This is a genomic window from Streptomyces sp. AM6-12 (assembly GCF_044327085.1).
GTDB lineage: Bacteria > Actinomycetota > Actinomycetes > Streptomycetales > Streptomycetaceae > Streptomyces.
In genome coordinates this window covers 4,528,202-4,541,509 of sequence record NZ_JBIQWN010000001.1, presented here as the reverse complement: position 1 = coordinate 4,541,509, position 13,308 = coordinate 4,528,202, and the positions used below count along the sequence as shown (strand labels likewise).

12 protein-coding genes and 1 pseudogene are annotated in these 13,308 nt (G+C 70.4%); 7 read left to right on the top strand and 6 right to left on the bottom strand.

Going from position 1 to position 13,308, the window contains the following annotated elements; genetic code table 11:
- Positions 1-491 precede the first annotated feature (491 nt).
- Together ACE4Q9_RS20605 and ACE4Q9_RS20600 are read right to left on the bottom strand one after the other, a co-directional pair.
- Entirely contained in the window at positions 492-917 is a 426-nt protein-coding gene (locus ACE4Q9_RS20605) for a hypothetical protein (protein WP_397985698.1), read from the bottom strand.
- Entirely contained in the window at positions 914-1,327 is a 414-nt protein-coding gene (locus ACE4Q9_RS20600; protein WP_397985697.1) for an ATP-binding protein, read from the bottom strand. Before ACE4Q9_RS20600 ends, ACE4Q9_RS20605 begins: the two co-directional genes overlap by 4 nt.
- Before the next feature lie 244 nt (positions 1,328-1,571).
- On the opposite strand from ACE4Q9_RS20600, the gene ACE4Q9_RS20595 reads away from it, so the two are divergent.
- On the top strand, positions 1,572-2,429 hold the full coding sequence (locus ACE4Q9_RS20595; protein ID WP_397985696.1) for a helix-turn-helix domain-containing protein: 858 nt from the start codon (positions 1,572-1,574) through the stop codon (positions 2,427-2,429).
- Complete coding sequence (locus ACE4Q9_RS20590) at positions 2,429-2,644, top strand: DUF397 domain-containing protein (protein ID WP_397985695.1); 216 nt, start codon at positions 2,429-2,431, stop codon at positions 2,642-2,644. The genes ACE4Q9_RS20595 and ACE4Q9_RS20590 overlap by 1 nt, the downstream gene beginning before the upstream one ends.
- A gap of 67 nt (positions 2,645-2,711) precedes the next feature.
- On the opposite strand, the gene ACE4Q9_RS20585 is transcribed toward ACE4Q9_RS20590, so the two are convergent.
- The 3 genes from ACE4Q9_RS20585 to ACE4Q9_RS20575 are packed head-to-tail and all read right to left on the bottom strand — an operon-like array spanning position 2,712 to position 4,316.
- The gene (locus tag ACE4Q9_RS20585) at positions 2,712-3,560 is read right to left on the bottom strand and encodes a helix-turn-helix domain-containing protein (RefSeq protein WP_397985694.1); all 849 of its coding nucleotides are present in this window, start codon (positions 3,558-3,560) and stop codon (positions 2,712-2,714) included.
- Positions 3,561-3,574: 14 nt separating this feature from the next.
- Positions 3,575-4,090, bottom strand: a complete 516-nt coding sequence (locus ACE4Q9_RS20580) for a DUF6879 family protein (protein ID WP_397985693.1) — start codon at positions 4,088-4,090, stop codon at positions 3,575-3,577.
- The gene (locus ACE4Q9_RS20575; protein WP_397985692.1) at positions 4,062-4,316 is read right to left on the bottom strand and encodes a hypothetical protein; all 255 of its coding nucleotides are present in this window, start codon (positions 4,314-4,316) and stop codon (positions 4,062-4,064) included. Before ACE4Q9_RS20575 ends, ACE4Q9_RS20580 begins: the two co-directional genes overlap by 29 nt.
- 509 nt (positions 4,317-4,825) lie before the next feature.
- On the opposite strand from ACE4Q9_RS20575, the pseudogene ACE4Q9_RS20570 reads away from it, so the two are divergent.
- From ACE4Q9_RS20570 to ACE4Q9_RS20550, 5 genes and pseudogenes are all read left to right on the top strand, one after another.
- A pseudogene (locus ACE4Q9_RS20570) lies at positions 4,826-5,060 on the top strand (DUF397 domain-containing protein).
- 83 nt (positions 5,061-5,143) lie between these two features.
- Positions 5,144-5,584, top strand: a complete 441-nt coding sequence (locus ACE4Q9_RS20565; protein ID WP_397985691.1) for a hypothetical protein — start codon at positions 5,144-5,146, stop codon at positions 5,582-5,584.
- Positions 5,585-5,931: 347 nt separating this feature from the next.
- On the top strand, positions 5,932-8,181 hold the full coding sequence (locus tag ACE4Q9_RS20560) for a CDP-glycerol glycerophosphotransferase family protein (RefSeq protein ID WP_397985690.1): 2,250 nt from the start codon (positions 5,932-5,934) through the stop codon (positions 8,179-8,181).
- Positions 8,182-8,360: 179 nt separating this feature from the next.
- On the top strand, positions 8,361-10,562 hold the full coding sequence (locus ACE4Q9_RS20555; RefSeq protein WP_397985689.1) for a CDP-glycerol glycerophosphotransferase family protein: 2,202 nt from the start codon (positions 8,361-8,363) through the stop codon (positions 10,560-10,562).
- A 2-nt stretch (positions 10,563-10,564) separates the two neighbouring features.
- Positions 10,565-12,769 (top strand): CDP-glycerol glycerophosphotransferase family protein, encoded by a 2,205-nt coding sequence (locus ACE4Q9_RS20550; protein ID WP_397985688.1) that lies wholly within the window; start codon positions 10,565-10,567, stop codon positions 12,767-12,769.
- A gap of 76 nt (positions 12,770-12,845) precedes the next feature.
- Here ACE4Q9_RS20550 and ACE4Q9_RS20545 read toward each other — a convergent pair whose 3' ends face one another.
- Entirely contained in the window at positions 12,846-13,259 is a 414-nt protein-coding gene (locus ACE4Q9_RS20545) for an organic hydroperoxide resistance protein (RefSeq protein ID WP_397985687.1), read from the bottom strand.
- Positions 13,260-13,308 lie beyond the last annotated feature (49 nt).

The following is a 13,308-nucleotide window of genomic DNA, read 5'->3' as shown; positions in this document are numbered from 1 at the left end:
GAGCGGCGCAACACAACAACCCCGGCGAGCGCCCGAGCGTCGACGTCCACCGAACCCCCACCCGCCGTATTCGAGTGGACATCCCCGGAGGATACGGCCCCTGTCCGCGCGGGTCCCGCAGCGGGACGATCACGGAGGGACCGGCGAATTGCGGGGCTCCAATGACAACGGGCCCCGGGGGGAGGACCGGTGCACAGACGAGGGTGGACTCCGGTTCGTCTCCTCCGCAGTGTCAGCCAGCCGTTGCCACGGGGCGTCAGGCTTGCAGGACGGACGATGAGGGTTCGTCGTGGGACTGGTGATCAGCGCCGCGGCCATCACCTACACCAGACGGGCACGCCACCGCGGCAAGAAGAGATCGTGTGCCCAGACACTCCATGCAGACGGGGCACGACCACTTGACCGGCGCAGCAGAGGCCGTTCGTCGGCCTCCTCCTGCCGCTCCTGGGACATCACCAGTTCCGGAGAGTTGTTGCGCCCGCGTAGGCCCGTCACCTGGAGACGACGCGGTCGGGGTAATGCGCGAGGGCGTCGGGGCCGGCGCCCGGTGGGATCGGGTCGAGAGCGACGATGAGCAGGGCCGGGTAACCACGATTGACGTGTGACCGCCACGCGTCACCGGGATCGGGCACCTGCACGAAGGGTTTCGGGTGCCCGTAGTCTAGGACGACGTACGCACCCCGCATCACGATTCGGGGCCCGACGGTCGATACGGTCTCGGGGGCAGAGCGCAGCCCCATGGCGTCGACCATGCCTATCAAACCGACCTCGATCGATTCGGCCGTCTCGCCAGGACATCGCGGCGGAGGGTGGCCGATCATCAGAAAGGCGGCCGTGTCGAGCCACGTCGACACGATGCACCCGGCGATGAAGTCGAGGCCGGGTACGGCCCGGATCGTGGGACCAGCATCGGTCACCTGGTCACCTCGGCCCATACCTTCTTGCCGAACGGCCTGTCGTCCACACCCCACCGCTCCGCGAGGACACCGACGATGTGCAGGCCGCGTCCTCGGATGCTTTCACCCGTTGCCTCACGGAGCCGGGGGCGGCGTCGCCTTGGGTCGTGCACCTCGACTCGTACACGATCGGACGTCGTACTGACCACGACAAGGATCGAGTCGCCCGGCTCGGCGCCGTAGCGGTAGGCGTTCGTCACGAGTACCACGGTGTCCACGCAGTCAGTGGCAACCGGTGATTCACCACACGTCAGCACTTCACGCACATACGTGCGGGCCTGTCCCGGAGCTTCGGGACCCGCTGGATAGACGGCCTGGGCCGGGGGCCCGGCGGGGGGATCGCAGTTCGTCGGAAACGCGTCCGGCTCCATGCAAACTCCCTAACCATCAGACGCCAGTTGGCGCGGCGCTTAGTAACGCAATACGTCGACACGATCACGCTTCGTCACACCAGGATGCTCTCGATCAAGCCAGCCGTGCAACCCTCTCAAGAGTGAAATGAGAATTTGCACCTTTCGATGAGAGTGGCTGAACACAAGGGGCGATGCTCAGGTGACACCGCCTGCGGGCAAGCGGCAAACTGTCATTGGGAAGTCAGACTCAAGAGGGGGCTTGGTGAGCACACCAACGGTGCGTCGGCGCAGACTCGGGGCGAAGCTTCGCGCGCTGCGTGACGTGCTCGGCCTCACCCTCGAAGAGGTCGCCGAGAAGTCGAACGGCGGGATCACGACGGCGAAGCTCTCACGGCTGGAGACGGCTCGGAGCGCGGCCAAAGCACCGGACGTCGAGTTCCTGCTCGACCTCTACGGCGTTGAGGACAGTGAGTTGCGGACGGCTCTGCTTGCGCTCACCCGCGAGGGCGCGCGACCTGGTTGGTGGCAGTCGTACAAGGGTGTTCTGTCGCCGGCGTACGAGGACCTGATCAGCCTGGAGGCCGAAGCAACCTCGGTCCGTACGTGGCAGATCGGCGTGATTCCGGGCCTGCTTCAAACAGGTGAGTACGCCCGTGAGCTCATGACGTCGATCGGCATGTCGGAAGCGGTAGAGGCCAAGGTCGACGCCCTGGTCGAGGTCCGCCTCGCCCGGCAGGCCGTACTCACCCGCGAGACTCCGGTCAACCTGTGGGCCATCATCGCCGAGAGCGCGTTGCGCACGCGATGCGTCGGCACCGGCGTCATGCGCGATCAGCTCGGACGCCTACTCGAACGGGGCCGGCGGCCGAACGTGACGATTCAGGTGCTCCCCTCCGACTCCCCACCTCACGTAGGGCAGATGGGGTCGTATTCGGTCCTCGGATTCGAGGACTACGCAGACCTCGACGTCGTGCACGTCGAAAGCTTGACCTCTGCTCTGTACGTCGAGGACGGCGGGCAGGTCGGCGTGTACCGGGACGCGTTCGAACGGCTGCGCGCGGCTGCGCTGTCGGTCGAGCTGTCCGCAGAATGTATCGAACAGATAAGGGAAGATCACTGATGGCCCACGTTGAAGACTCGTCGCTCCTGCCCGTGACGTGGTGGAAGTCGTCGGCCAGTGGTACGCAGTCCGACTGCGTCGAGTGCGGGATCGTCGATGAGCAGACGATCGCGGTACGGGACAGCAAGTGGCCGACCGGGCCCGCGCTGCTTCTGTCACGGGCGAGCCTTGCCAGGGTGGTGAGCGGTATCCGGATGCGCGGCTTCGAGGCGTAAGGCGCCGCAACAACGACAGAACGCCTCCCGCATAGTCAATGCGGGAGGCGTTTCACGGCATCGGTCGTCACCTGAGGGAGGCCACCGCATCCGCTATCAGGGATCGTGCCGCTGCTCCCCTCGCGGCCACCTGTGAGAGCCGGTCAAAGGCTCGGGCGTACAACTCGACCTGGCTGGGCTGCGTGAGAGTGGCGGCAGCGTCCAGGGTGTCCGCGTGCACCCTGCTGCTGTCGAAGATCGTGAACGTCGGCATGGGCCACACGCTCCGTTGCGCCGAGAACGGGATGACTCCTACGGCTACGTTCTGGAGATCCATGGCCCCGAGCAGGTGGCCAAGCTGTGCCGCCATGGTCTCCGCACTGCACAGCCGATAGCGCAACACTGACTCCTCCAGCACGAACGAGAACCGGCGTGCGGCATTGCTCAGCACCTCGTTACGCCTCAAACGGGCCATCACGGCATCGCTCACGTCGTCTGGAGTCCCCCGGAAGCGTGCGATGCAAGAGAGCAGGGCAGCGGCGTAACCCGGCGTCTGGAGGAAGCCGGGGATGACATCGGAGACGTACACCCTGAATATCTTCGTCTGTCGGTACAGATCTCCTGCGGACTCCTGCAAGTGGCGGAGACCGCTTCGCTGAAGTCGTCTCCACTGCACATGGGCATCTGCGGACTGCCTGTTGGCGGCGATCAGGTCGAGGGCTTGGTCATCGGCGGCGCAGGCACGGCACCAGGCTTTGATATCCGCGTCGGAGGGAGGAGTCTTGGCGTTCTCGATCCGGGATGACTTCGACTCCGACCAGCCGCACCTGACGGCCAGCTCCCGCCCGCTGAGTCCCGCGTCCTTCCGGATCTCGCGCAGACGGCCAGCCAGTTCTTCACGGGCCTTCTGAACGCGTGAGGAGGGGTGCGGAGGCATGGAGCCGGCTTTCGTCAGATCTCGTACAGGTGGTGCGGGATCGCTCGCTCCCAGACCGCTTCGAAGGCCGCGGAGCACAGCTTCAAGGCCTGCGGGTCCGTCGTGATCTCGTCTTCCACCACCACTCCGTCACCCGAGAAGTGATGCACCCGGAGTAGGGAGCCGTCAAAGAGCCAGAAGTCATTGCCAGGCAGGGCGATACTCGTGGCCCGTCGCCGTGGCAACCAGCGCACTTCCTCGCCCGCCGTGATGTTGGCGCGCGTGACGTAGTGCTCCCAGCGGATGTACTCCGATACAGGCTCGGAGATCACTCGGGCCCGACGGATCGCCACACCACGGCCCACGGTGTCCTTGATCAACTGGTCGTAGGGGTGCCACCAGGATGCCTGGTCCTCCCAGTTGATCCGTTCGCCTCCCTTCCATGCCTCGAACCGGTCCGTCGGGGCGTAGGAGTCGCGCAGTTCCAGGTGGACGGCGGACCGCTCGCACTGGCCAAGCAGCTCAGCGAAGCTGGGCACGCTCGACGGCATCACAGGCCTCCCTGATCATCGGGATCATACGGGCCGGAATCCTGACGATGGCTTCACTGTCAGGTACTGATCCGTTCGCGGGGCTGCTCGCCTCGCACTCCGTCTGAGTCTCGGCGCTCGGCTTCCAGCCCTGCAACAAGATCTCCTGAGCTTCCACGTCCGCCCACACGGTGGGGCAGTGGTCCCGGTCCGTGTCGGGGTCGATTCCAATGAACTCTACGGCCATTGCTGACTCCATGATCTGAGTACTTGCTCGGACTTGCAGCAGCTTCGTTGGCCTGGTGAGACAGTGTCCATACAGCTATCAGCCACACCAATTGCCATGCAAACTCATGCAAGTTCGTGGAGCACGTCACCGTCTGCCTCCTACGGTCGCCGCATCGACGCGAAATCGAGTGAGAAGGCACGTGGCGATGGACGAGGGCAGCACTCAGAAAACCGAATCGGCCTTCCGCTCGGGTGGGAGCGAGGCCAGGCAGTTCCTCTCCCGTCTATCCGAAGCGTTCGGCGTGGGCGGCGCGGTCATGGTGCAGAAGAGTTCTCCCGGCCCGGAGGGTGCCGACATGGCCCCCGGTTCTGCACTGGACTGGCCCCGGTGCCGGCGCGGAACTCTCAAGTGCCCGGACTCACGACGCCCTTCGACGGACCTTGGCCGAGGGGCCACCTGAACTCCCGCCCGAAGTGGGCGGCGGCGGTCAGCCATGGCCGCGAACAGTTGGGCAGGAAGGTGCAGTGATGCTGGACGGAAGTGATCTGTACGCGCTCGACATCAGCGGGGCCTCATTCGTGAAGGCGTGCGGGGGGGAACACTCACCCGGACGGTGAAGCCTGCGTGACCCTGGCCCGGATCGGTGACGGCGCCTGGGCCCTGGGGGACAGCAAGCGGCCGGACACACAGCCGCTGCGTTTCACCGCAAAGGAGTTGGACGCCGCCGGTATCGACCCCGCGCGCTTCGGCCTGAACGTCTGATCCCCCTTCATGCCGGCCGGACCGGGGCCACCCCCTCTTCCAGGGCCCGATCCGGTCGGCACCTCTTGGAACGGGAACAATCGTTGCATCACCACGGCTACCTGTGGACGGGTCCCAAAGAGCAGTTCGACCACGAGGCTCTACGGCGTCCTCCACACCCCGAGTCGCCCCCTGCCGGAAGCAAGCCGGAGCTGATCCAGCGGTACCGCGAGGTGGCCATGGAGTTCCCGGCGTCCAGCCTCCCGCCCCTGGAAACGGCGTACTGGCTCATCAAGCCACCCTCGATGGTCAGGGGCACATGGGGCGAGGCGTACGCGGCGGCCTCTTGGCTTGGTGAGCAACTGGCCGCCCACTCCCCCCGTTTCGCCACCGAGGGAGATCGAGACGCTGATCGTCTCGCCCGGCTGATGAACACGGCCGCCGAACGACTGCGCTCAGGTGCCGATGTGTCGTACGGCTTCTACCTCGAACGCCCCTCCTACCTGTCCCTGGCCGCGGTGACGTGCTGTCCGAATCGCTCGTAGCCCGAACTCCGGTGTCCAATAAGGTAGTTCGTTACACCGAAGCGGGGTAGTCCGCACACGAAACGCGACCTCTCCTTCCCGGAGCGGCCCCGATCCGTAGCAGGCGCAGCGCCGCCGGCACCGACACGACAGCTCCCGCCGGCTCTGTCCGCGCGGGGGCGTCGTCGTGTGGCGGGCGAGAGATGAACGCAGCCACTCAGAAAGCGCGTTGGACCGACGTCGACCGAGACCGTACCGCCCCTCTCCGTTCACCGGATGTCCCCCGAATGCCGTACGGGCCGTAACCCCGTCACTCCTTCGGCCGTTGCCGGGCAGAACGCCCGCGCCGAGAGACCCATGGATGTCCCGTGCCCAGGTTCAGTGTCATCGTCCCCGTGTACCAGGTCCAGGCGTATCTCTCCGAGTGCCTGGACTCCGTGCTGTCGCAGTCGTACCCGGATCTCGAAGTGATCGCCGTGGACGACCGTTCGCCGGACGCGTGCGGGGAGATCATCGACGAGTACGCGGTCCGGGACCCGCGGGTCAAGCCGTTACACCTGACCGAGAACCGGGGGCTCGGGCGGGCCCGGAACGCCGGGATCGCGCAGGCCACCGGCGAGTACCTGATCTTCCTGGACAGCGACGACACCCTCACGCCGGGCGCGCTCGCGGCCATCGCCGAGCGGATCGAGGCGACCGGCGGACCGGATGTGCTGGTGTACGACTACGAGCGCACGTACTGGGACGGCCGGCGGGTGCGCAACCATCTCGCGGCCGAGCTGAGCGAGTGGGGCCGGGCGCCCTTCCGGCTCACCGACCGGCCGGGGCTGCTGCGGGTGCTGATGGTGGCCTGGAACAAGGCGTACCGGCGGGAGTTCGTCGCGGAGCAGGGCTTCGCCTTCCCGCCGGGCTACTACGAGGACACACCCTGGACCTTCCCGGTGCTGATGGCGGCCGGTTCGATCGCGACGCTGGACCGGGTGTGCGTGCACTACCGGCAGCGCCGCCAGGGCAGCATCCTGTCCACCACCAGCCGCAAGCACTTCGATCTGTTCGACCAGTACGAGCGGGTCTTCGCCTATGTCGCCGACCACCCTGAACTGGCCTTCTGGAAGCCCGAGTTGTTCCGCCGGATGATCGACCACTACGGCGTGGTCTTCACCCGCCCCGGACGGCTGCCGCGCGGCAGCCACGGGGAGTTCCTGCGCCGGGCCCGCGACCACTACCGCCGCTACCGGGTGCCGAAGGCGCGGCTGCGGCGGCGGCATCTGCTGATCCGGTTCGGGCTGCACCGCACCTTCCGGGCCCTGCGGTACGCCGCCGCCGCCCGCCGCCGCCTGCGGGCGCTCGTGCTGGGCCCGGCGCGCGCCGTGCGCTCCGGCGCGCTGCGGCTGCACTACCGCGTCCAGCGGCGGCTGCCGCTGCGCCCCGAGCGCGCGGTGTTCGCCGCCCAGGGCGGGTACGGCGGCGACCCGGCCGCGCTGGAAGAGGCGATGCGCCGGTACGCCCCGCATGTGCGCACCACCTGGATCGCCGACCCGGCGCACCCGCACCCGCTTCCCGCCGGACCGCGCCTCGTCGCTCCCGGCACGGCCGCCCACTGGACGGCGCTCGCCCGCTCCACGTACCTGTTCGGCGACGCCCACCTCACCCGCGGGCTGCGCAAGCGGGACGGGCAGATCCTCGTGCGCACCCTCGGCGGAACCCCCCTCGGACACACGGGACTCGACCTCGTGGAGCGTCCGGCGGCCGCCGCGGACACCGACCCCGCGGCACTGCTGCGGGACGTCGACCAGTGGGACCACGTGGTCTGCGGCAACCGGCACTCCACCCTGACCTGGCAGCGCGTCCATCCGGGCCGCTGGACCGCCCTGGAGTACGGCAGCCCGCGCACCGACGTCTTCCAGCGGGCCACCCCGGACGACGTGGCCCGGCTGCGCGCCACCCTCGGCATCCCCGCGGGCGCCGTCGCGATCCTCTACGCCCCCGCCCGCCGCGACCACCGCCGCACCCAGCACCTCCCGCTGGACCTGCCGAGGCTCGCGCACGGACTCGGCCCGCGCTTCGTGCTGCTCGCCCGCACCCACGGGGACGCGCCGGTCGAGGGCGCCCGCGTCATCGACGTCTCCGCGCACCCCTGCCCCGCGAGCCTGTGCCTGGCCGCGGACGCGCTGCTCACCGACCAGTCGCCGCTCATGTTCGACTACGCCGGGCTCGACCGGCCGATCGTGCTGCACACCGGGGACTGGGCGACGTACCAGGCCGTCCGCGGCGCCTATGTCGATCTGCCCGGTGCCCCGCCCGGCGCGGTGGGGCGCGACGAGGACGAACTGATCGGCGTGTTCACCGAGGGCCACTGGGACGGCGCGCGGGCCGCGCTGCTGCGGGCCGCGTTCCGGGAGCGGTTCTGCCCCTGGGACGACGGGCGCGCCGCCGAACGCGTCGTACGGCACATCGTGCTGGGCCGCACCGAGCCGTCCCCGGTGGTGCCGCTCAGCGCGCGCCACCCGGTCCGCCCGGCCACGGCGGGCACCCCGCACCCGGCACGGACCCCGTTGGCCACCGTGCCGCACCCGGCCGGCCACCGACCCGTCACCAGGATCGCCGAACACCGTTGACATCACCGGGAGTTCCCTTGCCCCTCGGCTCGACGCGGCCCGCCCCGAGCCGGCCGCCCACCTGGCGCCCGGCGGGCCGGCCGGGGCGGATGCGCACGACGCCGTAGAGCCACGTCCGCAGGACGACAGCCGTAGCGCCGCATCCGCAGGACGACAGGAAGAACGACAGAAAGAGCAGAATGCCCCGCTTCAGCATTATCGTCCCCACCCATGGGGTCGCCGGCCGGCTGTCCCAGGCGCTGGACTCGGTCCTCGGCCAGTCCTTCGGCGACCTGGAGCTGATCCCGGTCTGCGACGCGCCCGACGCCCCGGCCGCCGAGGTGGCCGCCGGGTACGCCGGGCGGGACCCACGGGTGATGCCGGTCCACTCACCGCCGTCCGCCGGGCTCGGCGGGGCGCGCAATGCCGGGATGCGGGCGGCGAACGGCGCGTACGTGCTGTTCCTGGACGGCGACGATCTGCTGCTGCCGGGCGCGCTGGCGGCCGTGGACGCCCGGCTGACCGGGACCGGCGGGGTGGACGTGCTGTACGTGGAGCACGAGCGGACCCCCTGGTGGGAGGGCGATCCGGTGAACCCGGTCGCACCGCTGTTCGCCGGGGCCCCGCAGGGCGCCTTCGCCCCCGCCGCGCTGCCGCGGCTGACCGGCGCCGCGCTCCCGGCGTGGAGCGCGGTGTACCGCCGCGCGTTTCTCACCGGGCATGAACTCGCCTTCCCGGAGGGCCACTTCACGGACCTCGGCTGGGGCGGCCTGACCACGGTCGCCGCCCGGCGGATCGCCGTACTGCGCCGGGTGGTCGTCCGGCACCGGCTGCGCCGGCAGGGCAGCCGGCTGAACCTGCCCGGCGAACACCAGCACGCCCTGCTCGACCAGGTGGAGCTGGTCCTCGCGCGGGCCGCCGAGCACGCTCTGCCCGCCGAGCGCACCGGGCCCCTCTTCGACCAGCTGTTCGCGCTGGTGCTGAAGACCGCGGCCCGGCCGGAGCGGCTGGCCCGCGGGCACCGGGCGTTCTTCCGCCGCGCGGCCCGTCTGTACCGCCGGTTCCGGCCGGACGGGCACCGGATGCCGCGCGGCAGCCTCGGGGTGCAGCACCGGCTGCTCGCGGTCGGCGCGTACGACGCCTTCCGCGCCCTGCGCGACGCCAACCGGCTCGCGGGCCGGGCCGCCGAGAGCGTCCCGCGCCCGCACGCGGTCCGCACCCGGCTGCGCTACCGCGCCGCCCTGCGCCGCCCGCTCGACCCCGACCTCGCCGTGTACTGCGCCTACTGGGGCCGCGGCTACGCCTGCAACCCGGCCGCGATCCACGCCAAGGCCCGCGAACTCGCCCCGCGGCTGCGCCAGGTGTTCCTGGTGGAGGCCGGGCAGGAGCACACCCTGCCGGAGGACGTGGAGTACGCGGTGCTCGGCTCGCACCGCGCCTGGGAGCTGCTGGCCCGCGCCACCTACCTGGTCAACAACGCCAACTTCGCGGAGGGCGTGGTGAAACGGCCCGGCAGCGTGCATCTCCAGACCCAGCACGGCACCCCGCTGAAGACGATGGGCGTGGACCAGTCGACGTACCCGGTGGTGGCCGCGCGCTCCGGCAGCTTCACCAAGCTGCTGGGCCGGGTGGACCGCTGGGACTTCAACCTCTCCTCCAACCGGCACTCGACCCGCATGTGGGAGCGCGCCTTCCCCGGCTCCTGGGAGGCGCTGGAGTACGGCTATCCGCGCAACGACGTCTACTACACGGCGACCGCCGCCGATGTGGCCCGCGTCCGCCGGGAGCTGGGCATCCCCGAGAACCGGCTCGCCGTGCTCTACGCGCCCACCCACCGCGACCACCACTGCGGCTTCGAACCCGGCCTGGATCTGGAGGAGTTCTGCGCGGCGGCCGGCGAGGACGTCGTCGTGCTGCTGCGCGCCCACTACTTCTACGACCAGGGCCGCACCCGCAACTCGGACCGGATCATCGACGTCACCGCGCACCGCAGTGCCGAGGACGTGTGCCTGGCCGCGGACGCGCTGATCACCGACTACTCCTCCATCATGTTCGACTACGCCAACCTGGACCGGCCGATCGTGATCTACGCCAACGACTGGGACGTCTACCGGCAGTCGCGGGGCGTCTACTTCGACCTGATGGCCGAGCCGCCGGGGCCGGTCGCCCGCACCCCCGGGGAACTGGCCGCCGTCTTCCGCGAGGGCACCTACGCGGGCGCCGGGTCGACCGCGCTGCGGGCCGCGTTCCGGGAGAAGTTCTGCGAGTTCGACGACGGGCGGGCCGCCGAGCGCGTCGTACGGCGGGTACTGCTGGGCGAGCCGCCGCAGGCGCTGCCGCCGGTGCTGCCGCTCGGCGAGCGCGTCCCCGCCTCCGCCGCCGTGACCCTCGTGAGGAGCTGACCGTGCCCCGCTTCAGTGTGATCGTGCCCTGCTTCAAGGTGCAGGCGTACCTGCGCGAGTGCCTGGACTCGGTGCTGGGGCAGTCGTACCGGGACTTGGAGGTGATCGCCGTGGACGACCGCTCGCCGGACGACTGCGGGGCGATCCTCGACGAGTACGCCGCCCGCGACCGGCGAGTGAAGGTGCTGCACCTGCCGGAGAACGTGGGCCTCGGGCGGGCCCGCAACGCCGGGCTGCCGCACGCCACCGGGGACTACCTGTTCTTCCTGGACAGCGACGACACCCTCACTCCGGGCGGGCTCGCGGCGATCGCCGGGCGGCTGGCGGAGAGCGGCGACCCGGACGTGCTGGTGTTCGACTACGCGCGTACCTACTGGTGGGGCGGCACCCGGCGCAACGCGCTCGCGGAGGTGCTCGCCGGGGCCGGCCCGGACACCTTCACGGCGGCCGGGTACCCGCGGATCCTGGACCTGCTGATGGTGGTGTGGAACAAGGTCTACCGGCGGGAGTTCGTCGCGGCGCGGGGCTTCGCCTTCCCGCCCGGCTACTACGAGGACACCCCCTGGACCTTCCCGGTCATGCTCAGCGCCGGGCGGATCGCCGCGCTGGACCGGATCTGCCTCAACTACCGCCAGCGCAGGCAGGGCAACATCCTGTCCACCACCAGCCGCAAGCACTTCGACGTTCACGACCAGTACGAGCGTGTCTTCGCCTTCCTGGACGAGCATCCCGAACTCGACGCCTGGCGGCCCTACTTGCACCGCAAGATGGGCGAGCACTGCCTGGACATCCTGGCCAAGCCGGACCGGCTGCCGCCCGCCGACAAGGCCGAGTTCTTCCGCCGCACGGCGGCCCTGTTCCGCCGGCTGAAGCCGGAGGGCGCCCAAGTGAGCGGTGAGGTATCCGCGTTGGAGGGAAGCTGGGCGGCCTACCGGCTGCGGCGGCAGGCGGGCCGGGCCGCGCGGGAGGCGGCCCGGCGGGCGGGCGCGGCACGGCGCGCGGCGGCCGGGCGAGCCCGCACCGGCTGGGCCACGCTGCACGCCCGCCGCCCGCTGGACCCCGAGCTGGTGGTGTACTCGTCGTCCGCGCACCGGGGCCTGCTCGGCGACCCGGCGGCCGTCTACCGCGCGGCCCAGCGGATCGCTCCGCAGCTGCGCGGGGTGTGGGTGGTGCGGGACGCGGAGACGGCGGCGGGGCTGCCGCCGGACGTGGAGCATGTGATCGCGGGCACCCGGCGCTGCGCGGAGGTCCTGGCGCGGGCCGCGTACCTGGTGAACGACGTGCCGTGGACCGGCGTCCCGGCCAAGCGGCCCGGCAGCGTGCACATCCACACCCATCAGGGCACCCCGCTGAAGTACCTCGGCGCCGATCTGCTGGACAAGCCGGGCGCCCGGCTCGGCGTGGACGTCCCGCAGCTGCTGCGCCGGGCCGACCGCTGGGACCACAGCCTGGTCGCGAGCCGCTACGCGGAGCTGGTGTACGAGCGGGCCTACCCCTGCCACTTCGCCTCGGCGCGCACCGGCAGCCCGCGCAACGACGTGCTGGTCAACGGCGGTTCGAGCGACTTCCGGGCACGGCACGGCATCCCCGGGGACCACACGGTGGTGCTGTACGCGCCGACCCGCCGGGACTACCGCAGGGGCGGGCACGTGGACCGGATCGACCTGGCCCGCCTCGCGGCCGACCTCGGCGAGGGCCGCACGCTGGTGGTCCGGCTGCATCCCGCGCTGGCGACCGGCTTCGCCCGCGGTCTGGGCCTCACGGAGCTGGCCCGGCGCGGTGTCGTGGTCGACGCGACGGACGAGCCCCATCTGCCGGACGTGCTGCTCGCGGCGGACGCGCTGATCACCGACTACTCGTCCGTGATGTTCGACTACGCCAACCTGGACCGGCCGATCGTGATCCACGCCGACGACTGGGAGGTCTTCCGCCAGACACGCGGCACCTACTTCGACCTGCCGGCCGACCCCCCTGGCCATGTCGCTCACTCGTACGACGAGTTGACCCGTCTGTTCACCTCGGGCGACTGGCGGAACGAGGAGTCGGCCCACCTCCGCTCCCGCTTCCGCGCCCGCTACTGCGAATTCGAGGACGGCCGAGCCGCCGCCCGCGTCGTCCACACCCTCCTGCTGAACGAACCACTACCGGACCCGGTCCGACTGCCGGGACAGGCGACGACGGGACGGGATGCGCTGACGTCGGCGTGAGCGTCGTACGGCCGGAGGGGAAACGCCGTGCCGGCCGGTGGCGGGGAGCCACTGGCCGGCACGGCGGCTGCCCGGCTTACTCGACGACGAGGTCGACCTCGATGTTGCCGCGGGTGGCGTTGGAGTAGGGGCAGACCTGGTGGGCGGCCTCGACCAGCTTGCGGCCGGTCTCGCGGTCCACGGTCTCCGGCAGCTCGACGCGCAGGGTGACCTTCAGGCCGAAGCCCTCGCCCTCCTTGCCGATGCCGACCTCGGCGGTGACGGCGGCATCGGTGACGTCCACCTTCTCCCGGCGGCCGACGACACCGAGGGCGCCGCCGAAGCAGGCGGCGTAACCGGCGGCGAACAGCTGCTCGGGGTTGGTGCCCTCGCCGTTGCCGCCCAGCTCCACCGGCGGGGCCAGCTTGACGTCGACCTTGCCGTCGGAGGAGACGGCACGGCCCTCACGGCCGTGGGTGGCGGTGGCGACGGCGGTGTAGAGCGCGTCCATGACGAACCATCCCTCTCGATGTGTCCTGCGTGGGTGGGGCTTGCTTGCG

Excerpts from the sequence above, each read along its gene's own strand:
- ACE4Q9_RS20555 (WP_397985689.1), top strand. The coding sequence starts at position 8,361 with ATGCCCCGCTTCAGCATTATCGTCCCCACCCATGGGGTCGCCGGCCGG.
- ACE4Q9_RS20575 (WP_397985692.1), bottom strand. The coding sequence starts at position 4,316 with ATGGCCGTAGAGTTCATTGGAATCGACCCCGACACGGACCGGGACCAC.
- ACE4Q9_RS20590 (WP_397985695.1), top strand. The coding sequence starts at position 2,429 with ATGGCCCACGTTGAAGACTCGTCGCTCCTGCCCGTGACGTGGTGGAAG.
- ACE4Q9_RS20545 (WP_397985687.1), bottom strand. The coding sequence starts at position 13,259 with ATGGACGCGCTCTACACCGCCGTCGCCACCGCCACCCACGGCCGTGAG.
- ACE4Q9_RS20585 (WP_397985694.1), bottom strand. The coding sequence starts at position 3,560 with ATGCCTCCGCACCCCTCCTCACGCGTTCAGAAGGCCCGTGAAGAACTG.
- ACE4Q9_RS20600 (WP_397985697.1), bottom strand. The coding sequence starts at position 1,327 with ATGGAGCCGGACGCGTTTCCGACGAACTGCGATCCCCCCGCCGGGCCC.
- ACE4Q9_RS20580 (WP_397985693.1), bottom strand. The coding sequence starts at position 4,090 with ATGCCGTCGAGCGTGCCCAGCTTCGCTGAGCTGCTTGGCCAGTGCGAG.